A 17,791-nucleotide genomic window follows, 5' to 3' on the forward strand; every position below is an offset into this window, starting at 1 on the left:
CCAAGAAGTAGTAGATCACGGAGCCTCGATCCCGCCGTCGGGCCTGCGCACCCGCGCGGCCCACCGCTCGTGCAGGTGCGTTTCCGGTGGGTATCGCCTGGCGGCGTTCTCGTCGAGGTCGACGCCCCAGCCGGGTCGGTCAGAGGGGGTGATGTAGCCGTTCACCGTCCTCAACGTTCCCGGGAACACCTCGTGCACGGTCTCCGGGTAGACATGCGCCTCCTGGATCCCGAACGCGGGGCTGGTGACGTCGAGCGTGACGTTGGCCGCCGCGCCCACCGGTGACACGTCGGGCGGCCCGTGCCAGGCCGTCCGCACCCCGGTCAGCTCGCACAGCGCGGCGAGCTTGCGCACGGGCGTCAGCCCGCCGACGGCCGAGACGTGCAGGCGCAGGTAGTCGACGCCGCCGGAGGTGATGAGACGCGCCGCGTCGGTCACCGAGGAGACCAGCTCGCCGGAGGCGATCGGCATCGGCGCGGCCGCCCGCACCTCGGGTAGCCGGTCGAAGTGCTCGGGTGCGAGCGGGTCCTCCAGGAAGAACAGCCGGTACGGCTCCAGCGACCGCGCGAGCCCCACGGCCTCCTTCGGCGTGAGCCGGTTGTGCGCGTCGTGCAGCAGGCCGAGCTCCTCACCGAGGACCTCGCGGGCGCGCTCGAACAGCTTCGGCGTGCTCCGCAGGTAGTGGCCGACGTCCCAGCCGTCGGGATGGGGGCTGCTGGGATACCCGCCGGGCGTGCCGACGCCGCCGTACGTGCCGAGCCCCGGCCCGCCCGCCTGCAGCCGCACGTAGCGGTAGCCCTGCTCGGCGAGCGCGGCGGCCCGCTCGATGGACTCCTCGACCTCGCCACCGCGAGCCCCGGTGTAGACGGCGGCGGCCGCCCTGACCCGCCCGCCCAGCAGCTCGTACACCGGCACGCCGAAACGTTTGCCCGCGATGTCCCACAACGCCTGGTCGATGCCGGACAGCGCGTTGTTGTGCACGGGCCCGCCCCGCCAGTACGAGGAGTAGTGCAGCATCCGGCCGATGTCCTCGATGTCGGCCGGATGCCGGCCGATGACCATGGGGGCGAGGTGCCGCTCGATCGCGGCGACCACGGCGTGGAAGCGCTGGGTGAAGGTGGCGCAGCCCAGGCCGTACAACCCGGGTTCCGAGGTGTCGATGCGCACGACGACGAGCGGGACCCCGCCTGGAGCGGTGACGATCGCGCGCAGGCCGGTGATGCGCAGCCCGTCCCTGGCCTGCCACGGCGCCTGCGTCTCCGGCATGATCATGATTGTCGCTCCTCTGGGAACGGATGCCGAGCAGTGAATCCGAGCAGTCGCCTGGCCGGCTCGAGATCGATGGCCACGGTCCTGCCGGGCAATGCCGTACGGCGCGGCACGCCGGGGTGGTGCGCCGCGAGCAACTCCTCGGTGGGGGTCGCCACGAGCGTGTCGTCCGCGGCGACGAAGATGACCGGCGCGCCGTGCAGCGGGGCCGTCAGCCCGAGCAGGCAGGCACGCGCGGCGTCGCGCAGGTCGAGGTAGCTCCACACCTCCGCGGCCCCGGCCGCGGGATCCCTGGCCAGCCGCTCGGCGCGCGCGGCGAGCCTGGCCTGGTCACCGAGGAAGGGGAAGCGCAGCGCGGCCACGGTCATGCCGTGCCGCCGGTGCATCATCGCCGCCGTCGCCTCGTCCACCTGCTTGGACAGCGCGTACGGGTCCTCGATCTGCAACGGCACCCGCTCGTCCAGCGGCAGGTACGGCGGGCTCGGGCGCGACCTGGCGAAAGGCAGGCCGGTGACCGACAGGCTGCCGGCGATCACGGCCCGCCGTACCCCCTGCTCTCCCGCCTCGTTCAGCACCACGAACGTCGCCTGCGTGTTGGCCGAGAACACCACCTCGGGCGCCGCCACCTCGGGCGAGGCCAGCGCCGCCGTGTGAACGACGGCGTCGGCCCCTTCGAGGGCCGTACGGACGGCGGCCGGGTCGCGGGCGTCGCCCACGACGACCCGCTCCGCCAGCAGCGGGCCGGGATCCTGCGCGACGAGCGCGGTCACGGCGATGTCCCGCGATGCGAGCTCTGCCAGTACGGCGGAGCCGAGGCGGCCTGCCGCGCCGGTGACCAGGACCCTCATCCCTTCAGCCCCGTGAAGGCGATGCCCCGGATGATCTGCCGCTGGAACAGCAGGAACACCAGGACAGGCGGGATGATCGCGATCAGCATCCCGGCGATGAGCAGAGCCTGGTCCGAGGTGTCCGCCAGCCGGGGCAGGGCCACCGCCAGCGGCTGGCTCTCGGTGTCGGTGATGGCGATCATGGGCCAGAGGAAGTCCTTCCACGCGTTCATGACAGCCAGCAGTGATACCACGGCCAGGATCGGGCGCGACATCGGCAGCACCACCCGGGTGAAGATCCGCCACGGTCCCGCGCCGTCGAGGCGCGCCGCCTCGAACAACTCCTTGGGTATGCCGTCGAAGAACTGCTTGACCAGCAGGACGTTGAAGGCGTGCGCCCCGGCGGGCAGCCACACCGACAGCGGGGTGTTGGCGATGGACAGGTCCAGGACGGTCAGGTACAGCGAGACCATCGAGACGGTGCCGGGCAGGAACAGCGTCGCCAGGACCGCGCCGTAGACGTACTTGCCGTAGGAGGGTCGCAGGACCGACAGCGCGTAGGCGCCTGTCGTCGCGACGAACAGCTGCGCGAACCAGGAGCCGCCGACGAGTACGACGGTGTTCGTCAGGTAGTGGCCGACCTCCAGGGTCGTCCACGCCTCCGCCAGGTTCGACCATCGCACGTCCGCCGGCCACAGGGCCAGCGGACGGCGTAGCGACTCCTGGGTGGAGGAGATCGCGCCCTTGAAGATCCAGTAGATCGGCCCGGCACCCTCCAGGACCAGGGCCACGATGAGCAGCACCTGGGTGGTGCCCAGCCCGAGGCGCATCCCGCGCCCGCGCCGTTCGGTGCCGGAGATCACTCCCCTCACTTCGTCCCCCAAGCTCTGGTGAGCCGCAGGTACCCGGCGGACAGCACCGCCAGCACCACGGCCAGGCTCACGCTCAACGCCGCCGCCGTGCCGTAGTCGCCGTTGACGAACGCGTACCTGTAGATCAGTAGCAGCACCGTGACCGTCGAGTCCTCCGGCCCGCCGTCGGTCAGCACGAACGGCTCGGTGAACACCTGGAAGGTGTTGATCACCTGGAGCAGGAGCATGATCAGCAGGATGGGCCGGAGTTGCGGCAGCGTCACATGCCACAACCTGCGCCACACCGACGCCCCGTCCAGCTCGGCCGCCTCGTACAGCTCGGTCGGCACGCTGGACAGCGCGGCCAGGTAGATGAGCACGACGCCGCCGGCGCCCGCCCAGGTCGCCTCCAGGACCAGGCTCGGCATCGCCATGCCCGTGGACTGCAACCAGGGGTACGGTCCCAGCCCGACCAGCCCGAGCAGTTGGTTGAACAGGCCGGAGTCCGGGTCGTAGAACCACTTCCACATCAGCACGGCCACCACCGGCGGCACCACCACCGGCAGGTAGACCAGCACCCGCATCAGCCCGGAGCCGCGCCGCAGCTCCGACATCAGCACCGCCAGGAAGATCGGCAGCGGAAAGCCGATCAGCAGGGCCAGGCCGGTGAACAGCAGGGTGTTGCGCACCGCCGTGCCCAGCAGGGGGTCGGCGAGCAGGGTGCGGAAGTTGTCCAGGCCCGCGAAGGTCGCCGCCTCGACCAGGTTGGTCTGCTGGAATCCGAGCACCACGCTGCGGATGATCGGCCACCACGAGAACAGGCCGAAGACCAGCACCGTCGGGATGAGGAACAGCGCGGCCGCGACGCCTTTGCCCCGGGTCACTGGGCTTTCTCAAGCAGCGGCGCGACCCGCGCCGCCGCCTTGGTCAGCTCGTCGCGCGGGTCGGCGTCCTTGCGGGTCAGAACGGCCTGCACGGCGGTGTCGAGTGCGCCGTACAGGTCCTGGGCGGCGACGGGGGGTTCGACGACGTACTCCAGCTTGTCGGTGTCCTTCACGTAGGGCGCGAAGTTCGACACCGGGATGTTGCCGTGCTTGGCGATCGCGGCGTTCACCGGGCCTGACACCGACGTGCCGTAGAACGGCAGCGTGGGCAGGCCGACGGCCAGCTTGTCCGCGGCGTTGGCCACGGCCAGCTGCTCGGCGGCGGCCGGGTCGTAGGTGGGTTTGAGGTAGTAGAAGTCGATCCACTTCACCGCGGCGGCTCGCTGCGCGGCCGTGGCTTTGGCGTTGACGGCCGCGACCAGCCCGCCCAGCAGTGTCGCCTTGCCGCCCTGCTGCGGCAGCGCCGCGATGCCGAAGTCGTCCGGCTTGCCGGAGTAGAGGGTGGTGTAGCGGCTGTAGCTGTTGACGGTGCCGATCATCATGCCGATCTTTCCGGCGGCGAAGTCGCGCTCCGCGTCCTGCTGGGTGCGCAGTTGGTTGGCGCCCATGGAGTCGTCCTGCCACCGCATCGTGGACAGGTGCCGGAGCGCCTGCTCCGCCGGGCCGTCCAGGAGCGAGGGCACGTACCTGTCGCCTTCCTGCTTCTCCATCCGCCCGCCGAAGGAGTAGGTCATCGCGGTCAGGATCCAGCCGCCGGTGTTCTTGACCGTCATCTGCGTGTACCCCGCGGCTCCCGTCCCGGCGATCTTCTTGGCCGCCGCTCTGACCTCGTCCCATGTGGCGGGTGGCCGGTCCGGGTCGAGCCCCGCCTTCGTGAACAGGGCGCGGTTGTAGACCAGGCCCAGCGCGTACTCGGTGACGGGCAGGCCGTAGACCTTGCCGTCCGCGCCGGTCGCGGGAGCCAGCGCGCGGGGGTCGAAGTCTCCCGCGTGCGGCAGGCTCTTGATCTCGGCGCTGAGGTCGGCGACCTGGCGCCGGGCGATGAGCCCCGGCGGCTCGGTGAGCGGCACGGTCAGCACCGTCTCCGCGTTTCCGCCGGCCAGCCTGGTCGCGAACGTCCTGGCGTCCCACTGCGTGTCGGTCGGCTTGATCTTGATGGTGGGGTTGGCCTTCTCGAACGCGGCGACCGCGTCGAGGAACTGCGCGCGGGTCTTCGCGGCGGTCGTGGGAGGCATGCCCGCCACGGTGATCGTGGTCTTGCCCGAGTCCTCACCCGACGAGCCGGACGAGCAGCCCGCCGTCGCGGCGGCGAGCATGAGCGCCCCCGCCATCCACCTTCTGGGGGCTGGCACATCCATGGCTACTCCTCTGGGTTAATGCGGATTAGGTGGCATCTAATCCGCATTAGGAAGACGTGTCAAGGCGTTACCAGCAGATTACGTGATGCACACAAATCACCCTTGACACTCTTGTTCCGGCCGGAGTACACCTCTTCCTAATCCGCATTAGGTCGACAGGGAAGAGATCTTCATGTCCGACATCCCCCGACGCCGCTTCCTCGGCGGAGCCGTAGCGGCCGGACTCGCAGGGGCGCTGGTTCCCGCGGCACAAGCCCAGGCCGACACCCCTTCGATCTCCGCCGACGGCATCACGCTGACCGCGGCCACCGACGGCGGCATCACCGTCCGCGACGGCGGTGGCGTCGAGCGGGTCAGGCTCACCGGGTTCATGGCCAAGGACTCCGTCACCGGCATCCAGCGCACCACCGGCGGAACGCCGTCGCTCATCACGCTCCAGGACGGCACGCAGGCCATCCAGGTCGACTACACGCTCCCCGGCACGGCCGCGGGAATCACCGTCCGCGGCGTCTTCAGCGTCGCGCCGCACCGCGCGAAGCTCCGCTGGGAGGTCGGCGGCTCGACCACGCTGATCCCGGCCGGTTTCATGCTCGGCCGCACCGTCGTCTCTCCGTCGGCGCCCGAGTCCTTCGCCGCGCTGACGACGTGGAACCGCGACGACGGGGGAGGAGTGCCGTACGAAAGCAATGCCGGGGTCGTCTACCAGGAGACCTGGGCCGACACCCGCGCCTACTTCCGGCTGGCCACCACCACCCCTGCCTGGACCAACGCCACCTGGATCCACGCGCCGGGCACCGGGACCGCGAGCGCGGCCGTGACGGAGGCCGACCTGGTGCTCGGCTCGATGCGGCCCGCGGCGGGCGGCACCATGGGTGCGGGCCTTCCACTCGGTGTGGAGGTCTGGACCGACCAGCCCTTCTCCCTCTGGGACGCCGGCGGCCGGCCGATGGCCCTGCACGCGGAGGTCGCCAACGGGGGGAACACCGCCCGCACCGTGAAGCTGTCGTGGTGGGCGCGCGACTTCGACGGCAGGACGCTGGCCAGTGGCAGCGTGACCGGCACGGTCGCGGCGGGAGCCGCGTGGAGACAGACCTTCACCGTCACCTCGCCACCCCGCGGGATCGTGTTCACCGAGGTGAGCGCCACCGCGGGCACCGACAGCGCGTTCGCCCGCACCAACCTCGCCGTCCTGCCGCCGCACACCTACCAGGCGGGCGCCGACAGCATGTTCGGCATCGCCAACTACCCGTGGCTGCTCAAGCCCGATACCGCCGCCGTCGTGGGACTGATGAAACGCCTGGGCATCCAGCGTGTCCGCATCTCCTACGACGGCGGGCCGGGTCTCCCACCCGCCACCCTCGACGCGGCGGGGATCAGTCACAACATCGAGCTCGCCGGGATCCCCCTGGGCGGAACGGCCGCCGAGGTCGCCGCCTGGGCCGACACGAACACGCAGAAGGCGATCGGGTCGGGCGCCGGCTACTTCGAGGTCGCCAACGAGGTGAACAAGCCATGGATGAGCGGCGAGACCGCCGCCGCCTACGTGCGGGACGGACTACGCCCGGTACGCGACCGGCTGACCGCCGCGGGAGCGCCCACCAAGGTGCTCAACGCCGGCCTGGCCGGCATGGATCACGTCTGGACCAAGAACTTCCACGACGCCGGCGGCTGGGACCTCATCGACGGGTTCGCCTTCCATCCGGGCAGGGGCAACTTCACGCCGGACTACGCGCCGCCTCCTGAGGAATGGACGCAGGGCAACAACGGCTCCTACTGGAACTTCCTCGGCGGCCTGCGCAAGGCCCGCGAGATGATCGCGGAGTACGGGCACAAGGAGCTGTGGCTGACCGAGGCCTACGCCTGCACGAAGCCGAACAGCTGGTGGCACGACACCTACCGGCAGGCCGCGGAGAACGTCCTGCTCACCTTGGCGCTGGCCAAGGCCGAGGGGGTGCGCTGCGTGAACTGGTACCAGCTGCACGACAGCGTCCTCGGCAAGCCGCAGATGGCCGACCCGGCCAACCCCGAATACCACTACGGGCTCATGAACCGCGACACCAGCGCCAAGCCGTCCATGCTCGCCTACGCCACGGCCGCGCAGGTGCTGGACAGGGCGACGTTCGTACGCTGGTTGAAGCCGGCCGACCCCGACCTGAAGGGACTGCTGTTCAGCACGCCGGAAGGACCCGTCTCGATCCTGTGGAGCAGGAAGGACGGATACCTGCTCAACACCGACCACGCGCCGGGCTCCACCTGGTTCGCCGCACCGGAACCGTGGGTGGACGGCTGGCCGACCAAGACGGACCTGAAGGTGGCCGCCGCCGGGAGCTCGGTGAGGGAGCTCGACTGCATCGGCAGGGAACGACGGCTCACCGCCCGCGACGGCAAGGTCAAGGTCCGGCTGGACGGCGCTCCGCGCATCTACTTCGGTCTGACGGCGACCCCTGACCAACTGCCCTGAGGCCACTCCACCCAGCGGCGAAACTCTCCCCTGTCCTGGGGCGCAGAGAGCGCCGGCCATCCGCGCCCTGCGCCGCCCGGGACTCACGCCAATGCCATGTCGCCACGCACGACCGATGACGGGTGCCGCCTGGTGACGGCCACACCCGCCCTTGGTGCGGGAGGCGTCATCAGGAAGGACGTGAACTGTCCGACCTGCCCGACGCACCGAGGCCTGACCCGGACACCCCCGCGTGGTGCCGCTTCCTGCCCTGCTGTTATCGCACGCGATCACGGACAACCACCGGTCCCGTTGCCTCCGGGCAATGGCGCCAGGACCGGCGCCCTGCTGGTGGACGGTACCTGGCGTGGTGTCCGGAGCCTGCGTGCCGGTGAGATCCACGTCGAGCCCGTCCTGACCGCCCGTTGCCCATGACCTCGACGAGGGGGATCAGGTGTCGGCGGGTTGCTCGATCCGCTCGGGCACGTTCTCCTGGACGAACTGGGCGTCCGCGCGTCGGCGCAGCTCACCCTCCGGCTCGGCCCGGGTCGCCAGAGCGAGCTCGATCAGGGCCGGACACGCCGTCTCCACCGCGCGGCGGACCCGCCCTTCCGAGCGAGGCCACGCGGGCGACCCTCGATAGGCGACGAGGCACGCTCAGAAGGTGACATGGTCGGCTCCTGCGGGCCGGGTCGCTTGACACACCTCTGTCCGGCCAATTGGGTAGGTCCAGCCACGGGAGCAGGGGGATCAAGACCATGAATGAATTGAGATCACAGAGCTCGGGAAGCCTCCCGAGTCCATCCGCACAACCCTTGATATTCAAAGGCGACGTAGAGGAAATGCGAGCGCAGGTCTCGCAGAACTTCTCGCCGCACGGCCTCAGGGTCATCAAAAGCCATTCAAACGGTGGCCGGTACAGGCTTCTGCACCGCGGGAACATCGTCTTGCACACACTGGCGTACGGGGCCGAAATCCGTGTCGAAGTACCAGCGCTGCCCGACTTCTACAACATTCACGTGCCGTTGACCGGCGGTGGCAGATTAACGGTCGGGCGCCAGGACGTCGCCGCACCACTTACCATCATCGGCCCCCGGCAGCGCATCGACATGAACTGGAGCGTCGATCACGATGTCATGATCATCCAGATTCCTGAGGTGCTTGTCGATCGCCTCCTTGAGGATCAGCTCGGTGACGCCCCGAAGGAAGACATGCACTTCGAGCCACAAGTCACCGATGGGAGCCCCCTGGGCCGAGCACTCACCGCACTTTCCCTCCCCGCTACGGCGGGAATACCGTTCCCCTTTGCGGCCTCATCTCTCGCCGAACACCATTTCGAGCAGTTTTTGCTGCACACCATGCTCGGCTCACAGCCCCATACCTACTCTGCCGATCTCGGCGAGCCCAGTGCCGCATCGACCTCCGCGGCGCTTCGACGCGCGCGCCACTTCTGCGAAGAGCACGCCGCTGAGCCGATCACCCTAAGAGACATCGCCACTGCGGCCAGGGTGAGCGTCCGTACCCTTCAATCGGGCTTCCGCGAACACCTGCAGACAACGCCCATGGCCTATCTGCGCAACGTACGGCTGGCCCGGGCTCACGCCGATCTCGTCCACATCGCAGCGACAGGCGGCCGGACTACTGTTACAGAGGTGGCGCTCCGCTGGGGTTTCGTGCATCTGAGCCGGTTCGCCTCCCTCTACCGCCAGACCTACGGTCACGCGCCCTCCGTCACACGTCGAGGACGACAGTGAAGGCGACGCTTGAGGATGCGAGACGCGTCCGACCGGTTGAAGGGCGCTATGAGGTCCAGGTGCTCGCCACTGACTGTGGCTGAACGGTCCGCCCGTGACGCGTGGCCCGTCCCGGAAACGATCGTCCGGTATCCGGATCGCGCTGCAGGCCGTTCACTTATCGGATAGTCCGGCATTCCAGCTCTCCGTACGATCCACTGCAGGAGATCGAGAGACACGAGCATCAGGAGGAAAAGTGCGCAAGAGCGTTCTCGCCCTGGCCGCGACTTTGGCGTTTGCCGGGGCTGGACTCGCGTTCGCCGCCGCTCCGGCGAACGCCGAGAACCGCGACTTCTCAGCCGGTAACCGAGACTTCTCGGTCGGTAACCGCGACTTCTCAGTCGGGAACCGCGACTTCTCGGTCGGGAACCGCGACTTCTGAATAGGCAACAGCGAAGCTCCGGTCGCTCGGGCGCTCTGACCGGGTGGACCTGAGCTGGGCTTCGGCGGTTCTTGCGGTACCAGGTGGCCTGCGGAAACTCAGCCGCCTGGCACGCCTTGCGCCGCCCGAGCCGCGGCCCGAGCTCGATGGTCGACTCGTCCTGGGCGATCTGGAGGAGCCGGTTCGCCGCTCGCCGCTCAAAGGCCGCTGGAGGAACCTCCAGCGCATCACCGACGGCCCCAACGTAATCGGCGGCATCGCCCGCGCTGTTCTTGTCCTTGCCCATTTCGAGCACAACTGGCTACCGGAAGATTCGCTGAGATCGCCTGTCCGCCCTACTGGAGTGATGGCGGCCCGAAAGCCGTCGCCGAGTCTCCAGTAGCCACAGCGCTCCCACCTGCTCATCGGCCGGCATTATGCCGCGTCTGTTCAGATGCATATGGGTCAGGCTGCGGACCACGCCGATATTGTCGGCCAAATCTGAGGGGCTGTCCGCCGTGCGGGTTTCATACAACCCTCGAATGTGCGTGAGCCAGGGCGCTTGCCCCTCCGTCAGCAAGTTCATGAGCTCCTTGCGGGCCTCATGCGCGCGCCGTCGTGACACCTTCCGAGCCGGCGGCCCCGCGCTCATACGGGTCAGCACCTCAGTGACGACATCAGCAGGAGCGCGCAAAGAGCCGAGATAGAGATGGGTCAAGGCGGCCGCCAGCAAGGCCCTGTCCTGTTGCGCCTGCCGGAGCGGCCTGAGGCAGGCGAGTGCGGATCTGCTGTCTTCGCAGAAGGAGCGTTCGCAGGCTTCCAGGCTTTCAGCACCCCCATATCGGCGAATCTCCGGGCGGTAGGGCTCAATGGAGAAGGTGGTGACGAGATCCCTGCCGGCCAGTACCCGAAGCACCTGACTCATTTCGATGACATTCGTGTCCTCGCTCCGGATCCTGATTCGGAGATGCCGGACGGGATCGTCGTACCGGACGAAGAACCACTGCGCCTTCCGGCGCTCAAGATGGTTACCGAGGACACGGATCACCTCGTCCTCGTCATCGGGATCCGCGACGATGTGGAAGGCCCACCACCGGTCGCCAGGAAGGTGCACGACCGGCTCGGTCACCTGGGAGACGTCCGCCGGTATGCGGGGATGTTCCGTGTTGACCATGGTGACGACGAATTCGACGGGGCGGTCAGCCATCTCGCTGACAAAGGACTCCTCGACCCATTCACGTCCACGGCGCCTTTCGTCCGCGAGAAGGTCCCGGTGCAGGGGATTTTCAAGGTCGAGCAGAAGCCGGGTATCGCCCTCCCCGACATGCACGTACCTGGGTATCGCCGGGCCGCCGAGCGCTGCGTCGATCCGCCACCTGGCCGGGGAGACGATCAGATCGCCGATCTCCACCCGCGGCAGCGCACTGTTCGTCGCGGGCAGGGCGCCCCAGTCCCAGCCGGGAACGGCAGTGCCGAAGGCGGACACCCGATGGGCGAAATCCAGTAGTGGGGGCGCGTCACCGGTATTGACCAGGTGGTGGGTACGTGCGACGACCTTGCGCCCGTCAGTCCGCGACCGCAGGTACGGCACGCCATCCGAGACACCGACCACCAGGTCGGCGGGTCGTGTCACGGGCCGTTCCGCGGTAGAGGGAGCCGACGACCAGGCGAGCAGCCCTTCGTAGGGAGAACAGCCGGTGGCGAGGTTGCGCAAAGCGTCCTGCCAATAGTCGATGGTCAGGAAAAGCGCCTCCGAGCCCTCATGACGCACCGCCGCCGCGACATGTTCCTCTACCCGCGGGTCCAGTCCGGCGAAGCGTGAAAAGGCCCGGCCGCCGGGGCCGGCCAATCCTCGTGGCCCCAGCACCCAGCCCGGGTCCCGGGGATCGCCCGTCTTGGTCCGTTGGACGAAGACGTCGTACGACACGGCAGCCCGGCTCAGAACGGGCAGGGTGGCGACGTCCTCCGGAACGATCGAGACCCTGTTCGCTGCCGCACGCCGGATCAGGGAAGCCCGGAGCGCTGTCAGCCGCAAGGAATCGGCCACGCCTGGTGGCGGTGGCCGTTCCTCGTCCAGCACTCGCTCAAAGGGGACCTCCTCATGCCCGAAACGTCGTGCGAACCTCTCTGCGAAGTCGGCGATCCACTGGTCCGGCTCTTGCGCCATGGCCAACCGCAGGAGGACCGGCATGGCCGCGAGCAGGGCGTGCTTCAGCGCGTTCGGCGCTCGGCCGTCCACGGACATGGCCAGATCCATGGCCAGGCACGCGCGGGCATCCCGCCAGTCAAAGACCTCAGTCGCCTTCTTGACCGCGTCGATCCCCTCCCCGAGAGGGGATTGCTCGATCTGATGCAGCAGGGGAACCCGGTAGTCCAACTCATGCGGCGCAGGTCGACGTGCAGAGCTCACCAGCAACCCGCCCTCCCGCAGCCGGTTGACAAAGGCGCGAGGATCGAGGATCCCTGGGTCCGTGATGTGCACCAGTTCGACGACAGAGTCGATGTCGCGTGGCTCGGTGCAGTAGTCGCAGATCGTGTCGACGACGGGCATCCGTCGTACCGAACACATGGTCACGTTGTTCCCGGGCGGTGCGAACAGGATCCGCCGCGCGGTCACCCGCCGGCTCGGGTTCACCTCGACCGTGGCAGCGGTGCTGTCAGCGAGACGGCACGCCACGGTGGCGTCCAACCTGACCCGCTTGGTGAAGGCGCGTGGGCGGATCTCGCCCTGGTCCGCGCCCCAGGTGGTGAAGCCCGTGGCGGCGAACAGCCCGAAGGGCGTGGGACGATGGCTCATACGGTTGACGTACTTGAGGAAGGTCCGCTGCATGCGCTGCCGGGCCTCGGGATCAGGCTGCCAGGCTCCCGACGCATAGAGATCCAGGCGGCTCGCGAAGCGCGGGTTGGCCACCCAGACAGCCTCGGCCAGGACGGCGTTCGACCACAGCCGGAGGATGGGATCCCCCTCGTGGCTGTGGTCCTGCATGTCGTACGGCAGGACGGGCATGCGGACCATCACGAGCGGTAGCGCCGACCACGCTTCCTGCTCAGGCATTCGGCGTGTGCTCCAGGCTGCTGCCGGTGTCCCAGACGCGCCACAGCCTTGCGTAAATGTCGTCGCGGCGGAGCAGCTCGTCATGGGAGCCCACCTCAGCGATACGGCCGCCCGACATGGCGATGATCTGGTCCGCCTGGGCGGCCGTGTCCAGCTTGTGAGCGATCTGGATGACCGTGTGGCCACTAAGTGAGCGGCGGAGCACGTCGTCCAGCCGCCGCTGCGTCGTTCTGGGGAGCGCGGAGGTGGCCTCGTCGAGAATGAGGATCGCCGGGGGGTTCAGCAGGATTCGAGCCAAGGCGAGTTGCTGCGACTCCGCTGGAGTCGGGACATACGCCTCTTCTCCCAACTCGGCGTCGATACCTCCGTCCAACCGCGAGATCCAGGACATCGCGCCGGTGGCTTCCAAAGCGGCGGTCACCTGCTCGTCGGTGGCTGTGGGCATGAACAGGCGCAGGTTGGCCGCGGCGCTCCGTTTGAAGACGTGGTCTTCCTGAGTGACCAGCGCGATGTGGCGGCGCAGAACGCTTGGCGGAAAACTGGCGATGTCGGTGCCGCCGACAAGTATGCGTCCCTGCGACGCGGGCTGGACTCCGGCCATGAGCAGAGCCAGGGTGGTTTTGCCTGCTCCCGACGGGCCCACGATGGCCGTTCTTGTGCCGTGTTCGATGCGCAGGTGGGCGTCTTCGACCACGGGATGGCCCGGCTTGTACGCGAAGGTCACGCCTTCCACCACTACCGATCGGTCGATCGGTTCGGGGCCGGACCCCTCGATCTCCCACGGCGTCTCGGGCACTCCGACGATTCTGGCCAGCCCGGCTGAGCCGCTCTGGAACTCGTCGAACCAGTCGGCGAGGTCGTCGAGCGGCCCGATCAGGGCTTGCGTGTAGAGGACAACGGTCGTCACCTCGCCGACGTCCGCCAGCCCGATGCCGACCATCCACGCTCCGACGCCGGCGGTGACGACCAAGGGCAGGAAATAGCCGATCTGTACGAGGGGAAACCACCGGGCCGACAGATCGACAGGGGTGACAGCAGCTTCCCTGGCCTCGGCCACGCCGGAAGCGATCAGTCGGCCACGCCGGCCGCCAAGGTCGAACGCCTCTACCACCTGCGCGCCCTGCGCGGTCTCCAGCACCAGGGTCGACAGCCGTGACTGGGCGGCGAGTTCGGCCTGATAGGCCTTCCGGAGCCGCTTGGCATACCTGCGCGTCGCCACCACGATGATCGGAACACCGACCAGCACCGTCCAGCCCAGGAGAGGGTTGGCCACGAAGGAAGCGGTGACCGTGAGCACCAGCGTGAGCAGCGCGGCGACCGTCTCCGGCAACCCGGATCTCACGACCTCATGGATGACCTCCATGTCGTTGGTGGACCGCGAAAGGATCTCACCCGTCCCCACGCTCTCGACCCGCTGCAACGGCATCCGCAGAACGCGGCTGACGAACGTCTCGCGCAGATCGGCGAACACTCTCTCGCCCAGCCTGAAGGCCGACTTCCTGGCGAAGAACACCAGGACGCCCTGGAGCAGGACACACGCCGCGATTCCCACGACGGCGAGGTCAAGGGGAACTCCTGGCGACCTGTGCGCGATGCTGTCGACGACATCGCCAAGGAGCATCGGCGGCACCAGCCCGACGGCCACCGCCACAAGGTATAGGCAGACGACGGCGCCCAGTGTGCCGCGGTTGGACCTCAGCAGCCGCAGGACTTCGGCGCGGATCCTCGCGTTGTCGGCTGTCGGCAGGGTGGCGTCAGACATCCTGGATCTCCCGTGCGACTACGGCTCGGTAGGTCTTGCAGGTCGTCAGCAGCTGACGGTGGGTTCCGCTGACGAGGTCGCGTTCCAGGTAGAGCACCCGATCGGCAAGCTCCAGGAACGCCGGGCTCCGGGTCAGCACCACGGTGCCCGATTTCTGCCGGAAGGAGCGTAGACGCGACGCGACCTCCTGCTCGGTGGCGCTGTCCAGTGCCTCTGTCGGGCGCACCATGACCAGATAGGGGCTCTGACGTGCGAGAGCGGAGGCGAGCGCCAGCCGCTGGCGCTGACCGCCCGACAGATTGCGTGCCTGCGGTCCCACCGTCAGGTCCAGGCCTTCGGAGCTCATGGTCAGCAGGTCGTCGCAGACGGCTGCGCGCAGGGCCTCCAGCACTTCGTCATCGCTGAGACCACCGGTCGATTCAACGGCCTCACGGATGGTTCCGGAGAAGAGGAACGGCTGCGCGCCGTGATAGAGCACCGTCTTGCGTACGTCGGAGCGAGGGGCTTCGGCCAGCGCGGTGCCGCCGATCGAGGCTCGCCAGGCGGGATCATCGGCTCGCAGCCCCGCCAGGTGTTCCGCGATCCGCGTCTCGTCGGCTGGTGATTCGGGAACGACGACGACCAGCTCTCCCGGTCGGACCACGATTCCCGTACGAGGTGTGGTCAGTTCACCCGTGAGCACGCCCGGTTCGTCTACGGGAAGCCGCTCCCGGTCGGGGCCTCCCAAGCAGGCGTTGTAATTCTCTGTCGCGACCAATGCCCCGGCCCGGGTTCTCACAAAGTCTGCGACCGATCCAACGGGCTCGACCAGGAACACCGCCGCGGCACAGAACGCGACCAGTGCGCCCGGTTCGATCTCGCCGCTCAGCGCCAGTCGTCCGCCGGCCCAGGTGACCAGAATGAGCAGCAGGTTCGGCAGGAAGACGGCGGAGGCCGACAGCAGTGCTTGGGTGCCTCCCACCGCTACGCCCGCTCGGAGTGTCTGCTTCGACACGACCCGGTAGTGCTCCTCGAAGGTGGCCTGCGCCCCGAGACCACGGAGCACCCGCAGCCCTCCCGCGAGGTCGACCCCCAGTTCGTTCAGCGTGCCGAGGAGTTTCCTGTGGGCCCGCTGCCGGCCCTCCAGCGGCACCGCGATCCTTGTGGTGAGGAGGGAGACGAGCACGACGCCGAGCAGGACGGCCCCGCCGAGCGCCAGGGACTCCGCGAGCAGGTACGTGGCGATCACCGCCATCGCGGCGATCGAACCGAGCAGCCGTGCGATGGCATTCGGGAAGCCTCCGATCGCGTCGGTGTCGGAGTTGACCGAGGTGCCCAGCTCCCCCGTGGAGCCCTGCACCCCTCTGGTGACCCGATCGCCCAGACGGGCCTTCAAGTCGAATGACACCCGGATCTTCAACTTGGCAGCCACGACATAACGGGTGATCGACGCGGCGACGGTGACCGCCGCCAGCATTGCCAGGAGCGCAATCGAGCCCACAAGGCCGGAGGTCGTGTCGATCAGAATCGCGAGAATTCTGCCCAGCGACCATGGGATCAACGCTTCCGCCCCCCATTGCACCATGGCCAGCCCGACGAGAATGCCGACCGTCCTCTTGTTCTCCCGAATGGGGTCCGACAGCGCAAGGTGGTTCACGGCTGCTCCTCGGCGTCCGCCTCAGCGGGTAGGAGGGGGATCTCCTTCACGTCCGGATAAAGCGCTCGCAGGGCATCCATTCCCGCGACGCGGCCGATCTCGGCCAGGATGTCGGCTGCGGTGTCGAGGAATGGTCCCCTTCTTGATCCCGCGGCGAATTTGAGCAGACCGCGCGGCTGGCTGACACGCGGGATGACCGCGTCGAACCGGTGCGATCGGAAACCGAAGCTCGCGCCGTGGACGAGGCGGATTCCTCGGGTGGCGGCCACGTGGCGCAGCACACCCAGGACGAACCCATGATTGGCCACGCTGTCCTCGACGCTGTCCTCGGCCAATTCGATGATGACGAACGGGGCGTCGCGGATGATGTCGTTCTCCGAGGCCAGCGAGGGGTGGACCACCGAGCTGAACACGCCGCTGACCGTTGCCAGTCTCTCGGCGACATACCGATTGTTGGCGTACACCTGGCCCGCGTGCCGTCGATGCCAGGCCGGGCGGAACAGGAAGGGAGCGTCCAGCGCCGCGATATCGGCGGCGCTCGGCCCGGCACCGGTCACTCCACGCACCAGCCGCAGCACTTTCGCCAGTTCGCCCGCCCGCGGCACCCCGCCGACCATCCCTTGATGATGGAGGACATTGGCGACGCCGAGATTGGCCAGCTCCAGCCCCTGCTGGTCGAGTTTGAGCGCCGAGCGCACTTCGATGAACGTGACAGCGTCACGACCCGCCATCGCTTCCAGCACCTGCCGCATCGGCCAGGCCGGGGAGATCAGCGTGGTATCCGCGATCACCACCCGGGGGCGAGCCGGATCTTCCGCCCAGGCGCGCAGCCACCGCCGCAGCGGCAGAACATCCAGAGTGCGGCTGTAACGAACCGGCTCGATGAGGAGCACGTCGGCGCCGGAAAACGATGCCGGGTCCGTCGACGCCGACGGCGGGATCTTCTCGTGAGAGACGGCGGAAGACGCAAGGTACTCCAGGAGGAGGTCGGTTTCGAAGTAGTCACCCCAGTACGCGATTCTCAACGGGTGTGCCTCGGTCGGGTGCATCATATGAATGAGCGATTGCAGCACATGGGTGAGTGCGGCCATTCCGCTGGAGAAAGCGACGCTCTCCAGCGCCCATCCGGTGGGAACATGCTCCGCCACGGCAGCAGCCAGCCGTGCCTCCAGGTGAGAAGCCGTCATGTTCCGTTCATAGCTGTGGTCGAGCTCGCACCCGCTGGGCAGTACCGTCCGGAGCATCGTGTCGGGCGAGCGGAATCTCTGCTCGCTCATCGCGTGAGCGCGTCTCAGCAGGAGCGACCTGAGGGTCTCCGCGGCCCGGTCGAGCTCGTGTTCGGCCAAGATGCCCCGAGTGACGTCGACGCCCGCGAGCCGGTGGTGAAGCGACCGCCAGTCCGGCAGGTCCTCGTAAGGCAGCTCCATTGTCTCCCGGACAAGCTCGGCGAGCAGGTTCTGCTCAACCGCCAAGAAATCATCCATCAATCCTGCTTGATGATAAAGAGGCGTGGGGGGGGGCCCCGGGGGGGGGGGGCGGCCGCCGCCTGGGCTTA

13 protein-coding genes are annotated in these 17,791 nt (G+C 68.2%); 3 read left to right on the forward strand and 10 right to left on the reverse strand.

All coding sequences use genetic code 11. The features are described 5' to 3' along the window. Positions 1-15: 15 nt before the first annotated feature. The 5 genes from ACWDX9_RS29010 to ACWDX9_RS29030 are packed head-to-tail and all read right to left on the reverse strand — an operon-like array spanning position 16 to position 5,189. A complete protein-coding gene (locus tag ACWDX9_RS29010; RefSeq protein WP_449959391.1) occupies positions 16-1,272 on the reverse strand; it encodes an enolase C-terminal domain-like protein in 1,257 nt (418 codons plus the stop codon). Continuing rightward, positions 1,269-2,117, reverse strand: a complete 849-nt coding sequence (locus ACWDX9_RS29015; protein ID WP_449959393.1) for an NAD-dependent epimerase/dehydratase family protein — start codon at positions 2,115-2,117, stop codon at positions 1,269-1,271. The genes ACWDX9_RS29010 and ACWDX9_RS29015 overlap by 4 nt, the downstream gene beginning before the upstream one ends. After that, on the reverse strand, positions 2,114-2,968 hold the full coding sequence (locus tag ACWDX9_RS29020; RefSeq protein WP_449959395.1) for a carbohydrate ABC transporter permease: 855 nt from the start codon (positions 2,966-2,968) through the stop codon (positions 2,114-2,116). The genes ACWDX9_RS29015 and ACWDX9_RS29020 overlap by 4 nt, the downstream gene beginning before the upstream one ends. Beyond that, positions 2,965-3,831 (reverse strand): carbohydrate ABC transporter permease, encoded by an 867-nt coding sequence (locus ACWDX9_RS29025; protein WP_364263541.1) that lies wholly within the window; start codon positions 3,829-3,831, stop codon positions 2,965-2,967. The genes ACWDX9_RS29020 and ACWDX9_RS29025 overlap by 4 nt, the downstream gene beginning before the upstream one ends. Then, the gene (locus ACWDX9_RS29030) at positions 3,828-5,189 is read right to left on the reverse strand and encodes an extracellular solute-binding protein (RefSeq protein ID WP_449959397.1); all 1,362 of its coding nucleotides are present in this window, start codon (positions 5,187-5,189) and stop codon (positions 3,828-3,830) included. Before ACWDX9_RS29030 ends, ACWDX9_RS29025 begins: the two co-directional genes overlap by 4 nt. Positions 5,190-5,361: 172 nt before the next feature. Between ACWDX9_RS29030 and ACWDX9_RS29035 the strand changes: the two genes are divergently transcribed. After that, complete coding sequence (locus ACWDX9_RS29035) at positions 5,362-7,650, forward strand: hypothetical protein (RefSeq protein ID WP_449959399.1); 2,289 nt, start codon at positions 5,362-5,364, stop codon at positions 7,648-7,650. A 429-nt stretch (positions 7,651-8,079) separates the two neighbouring features. Here the strand turns inward: ACWDX9_RS29035 and ACWDX9_RS29040 are convergent, their stop codons facing one another. After that, positions 8,080-8,220, reverse strand: a complete 141-nt coding sequence (locus tag ACWDX9_RS29040) for a hypothetical protein (protein ID WP_449959401.1) — start codon at positions 8,218-8,220, stop codon at positions 8,080-8,082. 251 nt (positions 8,221-8,471) lie between these two features. Here ACWDX9_RS29040 and ACWDX9_RS29045 point away from each other — a divergent pair, with 251 nt between their 5' ends. After that, on the forward strand, positions 8,472-9,383 hold the full coding sequence (locus ACWDX9_RS29045) for an AraC family transcriptional regulator (protein WP_449959403.1): 912 nt from the start codon (positions 8,472-8,474) through the stop codon (positions 9,381-9,383). Positions 9,384-9,618: 235 nt separating this feature from the next. Continuing rightward, entirely contained in the window at positions 9,619-9,804 is a 186-nt protein-coding gene (locus ACWDX9_RS29050) for a hypothetical protein (protein ID WP_449959405.1), read from the forward strand. 301 nt (positions 9,805-10,105) lie between these two features. On the opposite strand, the gene ACWDX9_RS29055 is transcribed toward ACWDX9_RS29050, so the two are convergent. The 4 genes from ACWDX9_RS29055 to ACWDX9_RS29070 are packed head-to-tail and all read right to left on the reverse strand — an operon-like array spanning position 10,106 to position 17,720. Then, positions 10,106-12,838, reverse strand: a complete 2,733-nt coding sequence (locus ACWDX9_RS29055) for a thiopeptide-type bacteriocin biosynthesis protein (protein ID WP_449959407.1) — start codon at positions 12,836-12,838, stop codon at positions 10,106-10,108. Next, a complete protein-coding gene (locus tag ACWDX9_RS29060; RefSeq protein ID WP_449959409.1) occupies positions 12,831-14,600 on the reverse strand; it encodes an ABC transporter ATP-binding protein in 1,770 nt (589 codons plus the stop codon). Before ACWDX9_RS29060 ends, ACWDX9_RS29055 begins: the two co-directional genes overlap by 8 nt. Then, positions 14,593-16,236, reverse strand: a complete 1,644-nt coding sequence (locus ACWDX9_RS29065; RefSeq protein ID WP_449959410.1) for an ABC transporter transmembrane domain-containing protein — start codon at positions 16,234-16,236, stop codon at positions 14,593-14,595. Before ACWDX9_RS29065 ends, ACWDX9_RS29060 begins: the two co-directional genes overlap by 8 nt. Beyond that, complete coding sequence (locus ACWDX9_RS29070; protein WP_449959412.1) at positions 16,233-17,720, reverse strand: hypothetical protein; 1,488 nt, start codon at positions 17,718-17,720, stop codon at positions 16,233-16,235. Before ACWDX9_RS29070 ends, ACWDX9_RS29065 begins: the two co-directional genes overlap by 4 nt. Between the last annotated feature and the right edge of the window lie 71 nt (positions 17,721-17,791).

The organism is Nonomuraea sp. NPDC003201 (assembly GCF_053590415.1).

Coding starts and splice junctions, on each gene's coding strand:
- ACWDX9_RS29010 (WP_449959391.1), bottom strand. CDS start 1,272: ATGATCATGCCGGAGACGCAGGCGCCGTGGCAGGCCAGGGACGGGCTG.
- ACWDX9_RS29055 (WP_449959407.1), bottom strand. CDS start 12,838: ATGCCTGAGCAGGAAGCGTGGTCGGCGCTACCGCTCGTGATGGTCCGC.
- ACWDX9_RS29035 (WP_449959399.1), top strand. CDS start 5,362: ATGTCCGACATCCCCCGACGCCGCTTCCTCGGCGGAGCCGTAGCGGCC.
- ACWDX9_RS29015 (WP_449959393.1), bottom strand. CDS start 2,117: ATGAGGGTCCTGGTCACCGGCGCGGCAGGCCGCCTCGGCTCCGCCGTA.
- ACWDX9_RS29060 (WP_449959409.1), bottom strand. CDS start 14,600: ATGTCTGACGCCACCCTGCCGACAGCCGACAACGCGAGGATCCGCGCC.
- ACWDX9_RS29070 (WP_449959412.1), bottom strand. CDS start 17,720: ATGGATGATTTCTTGGCGGTTGAGCAGAACCTGCTCGCCGAGCTTGTC.
- ACWDX9_RS29030 (WP_449959397.1), bottom strand. CDS start 5,189: ATGGATGTGCCAGCCCCCAGAAGGTGGATGGCGGGGGCGCTCATGCTC.
- ACWDX9_RS29045 (WP_449959403.1), top strand. CDS start 8,472: ATGCGAGCGCAGGTCTCGCAGAACTTCTCGCCGCACGGCCTCAGGGTC.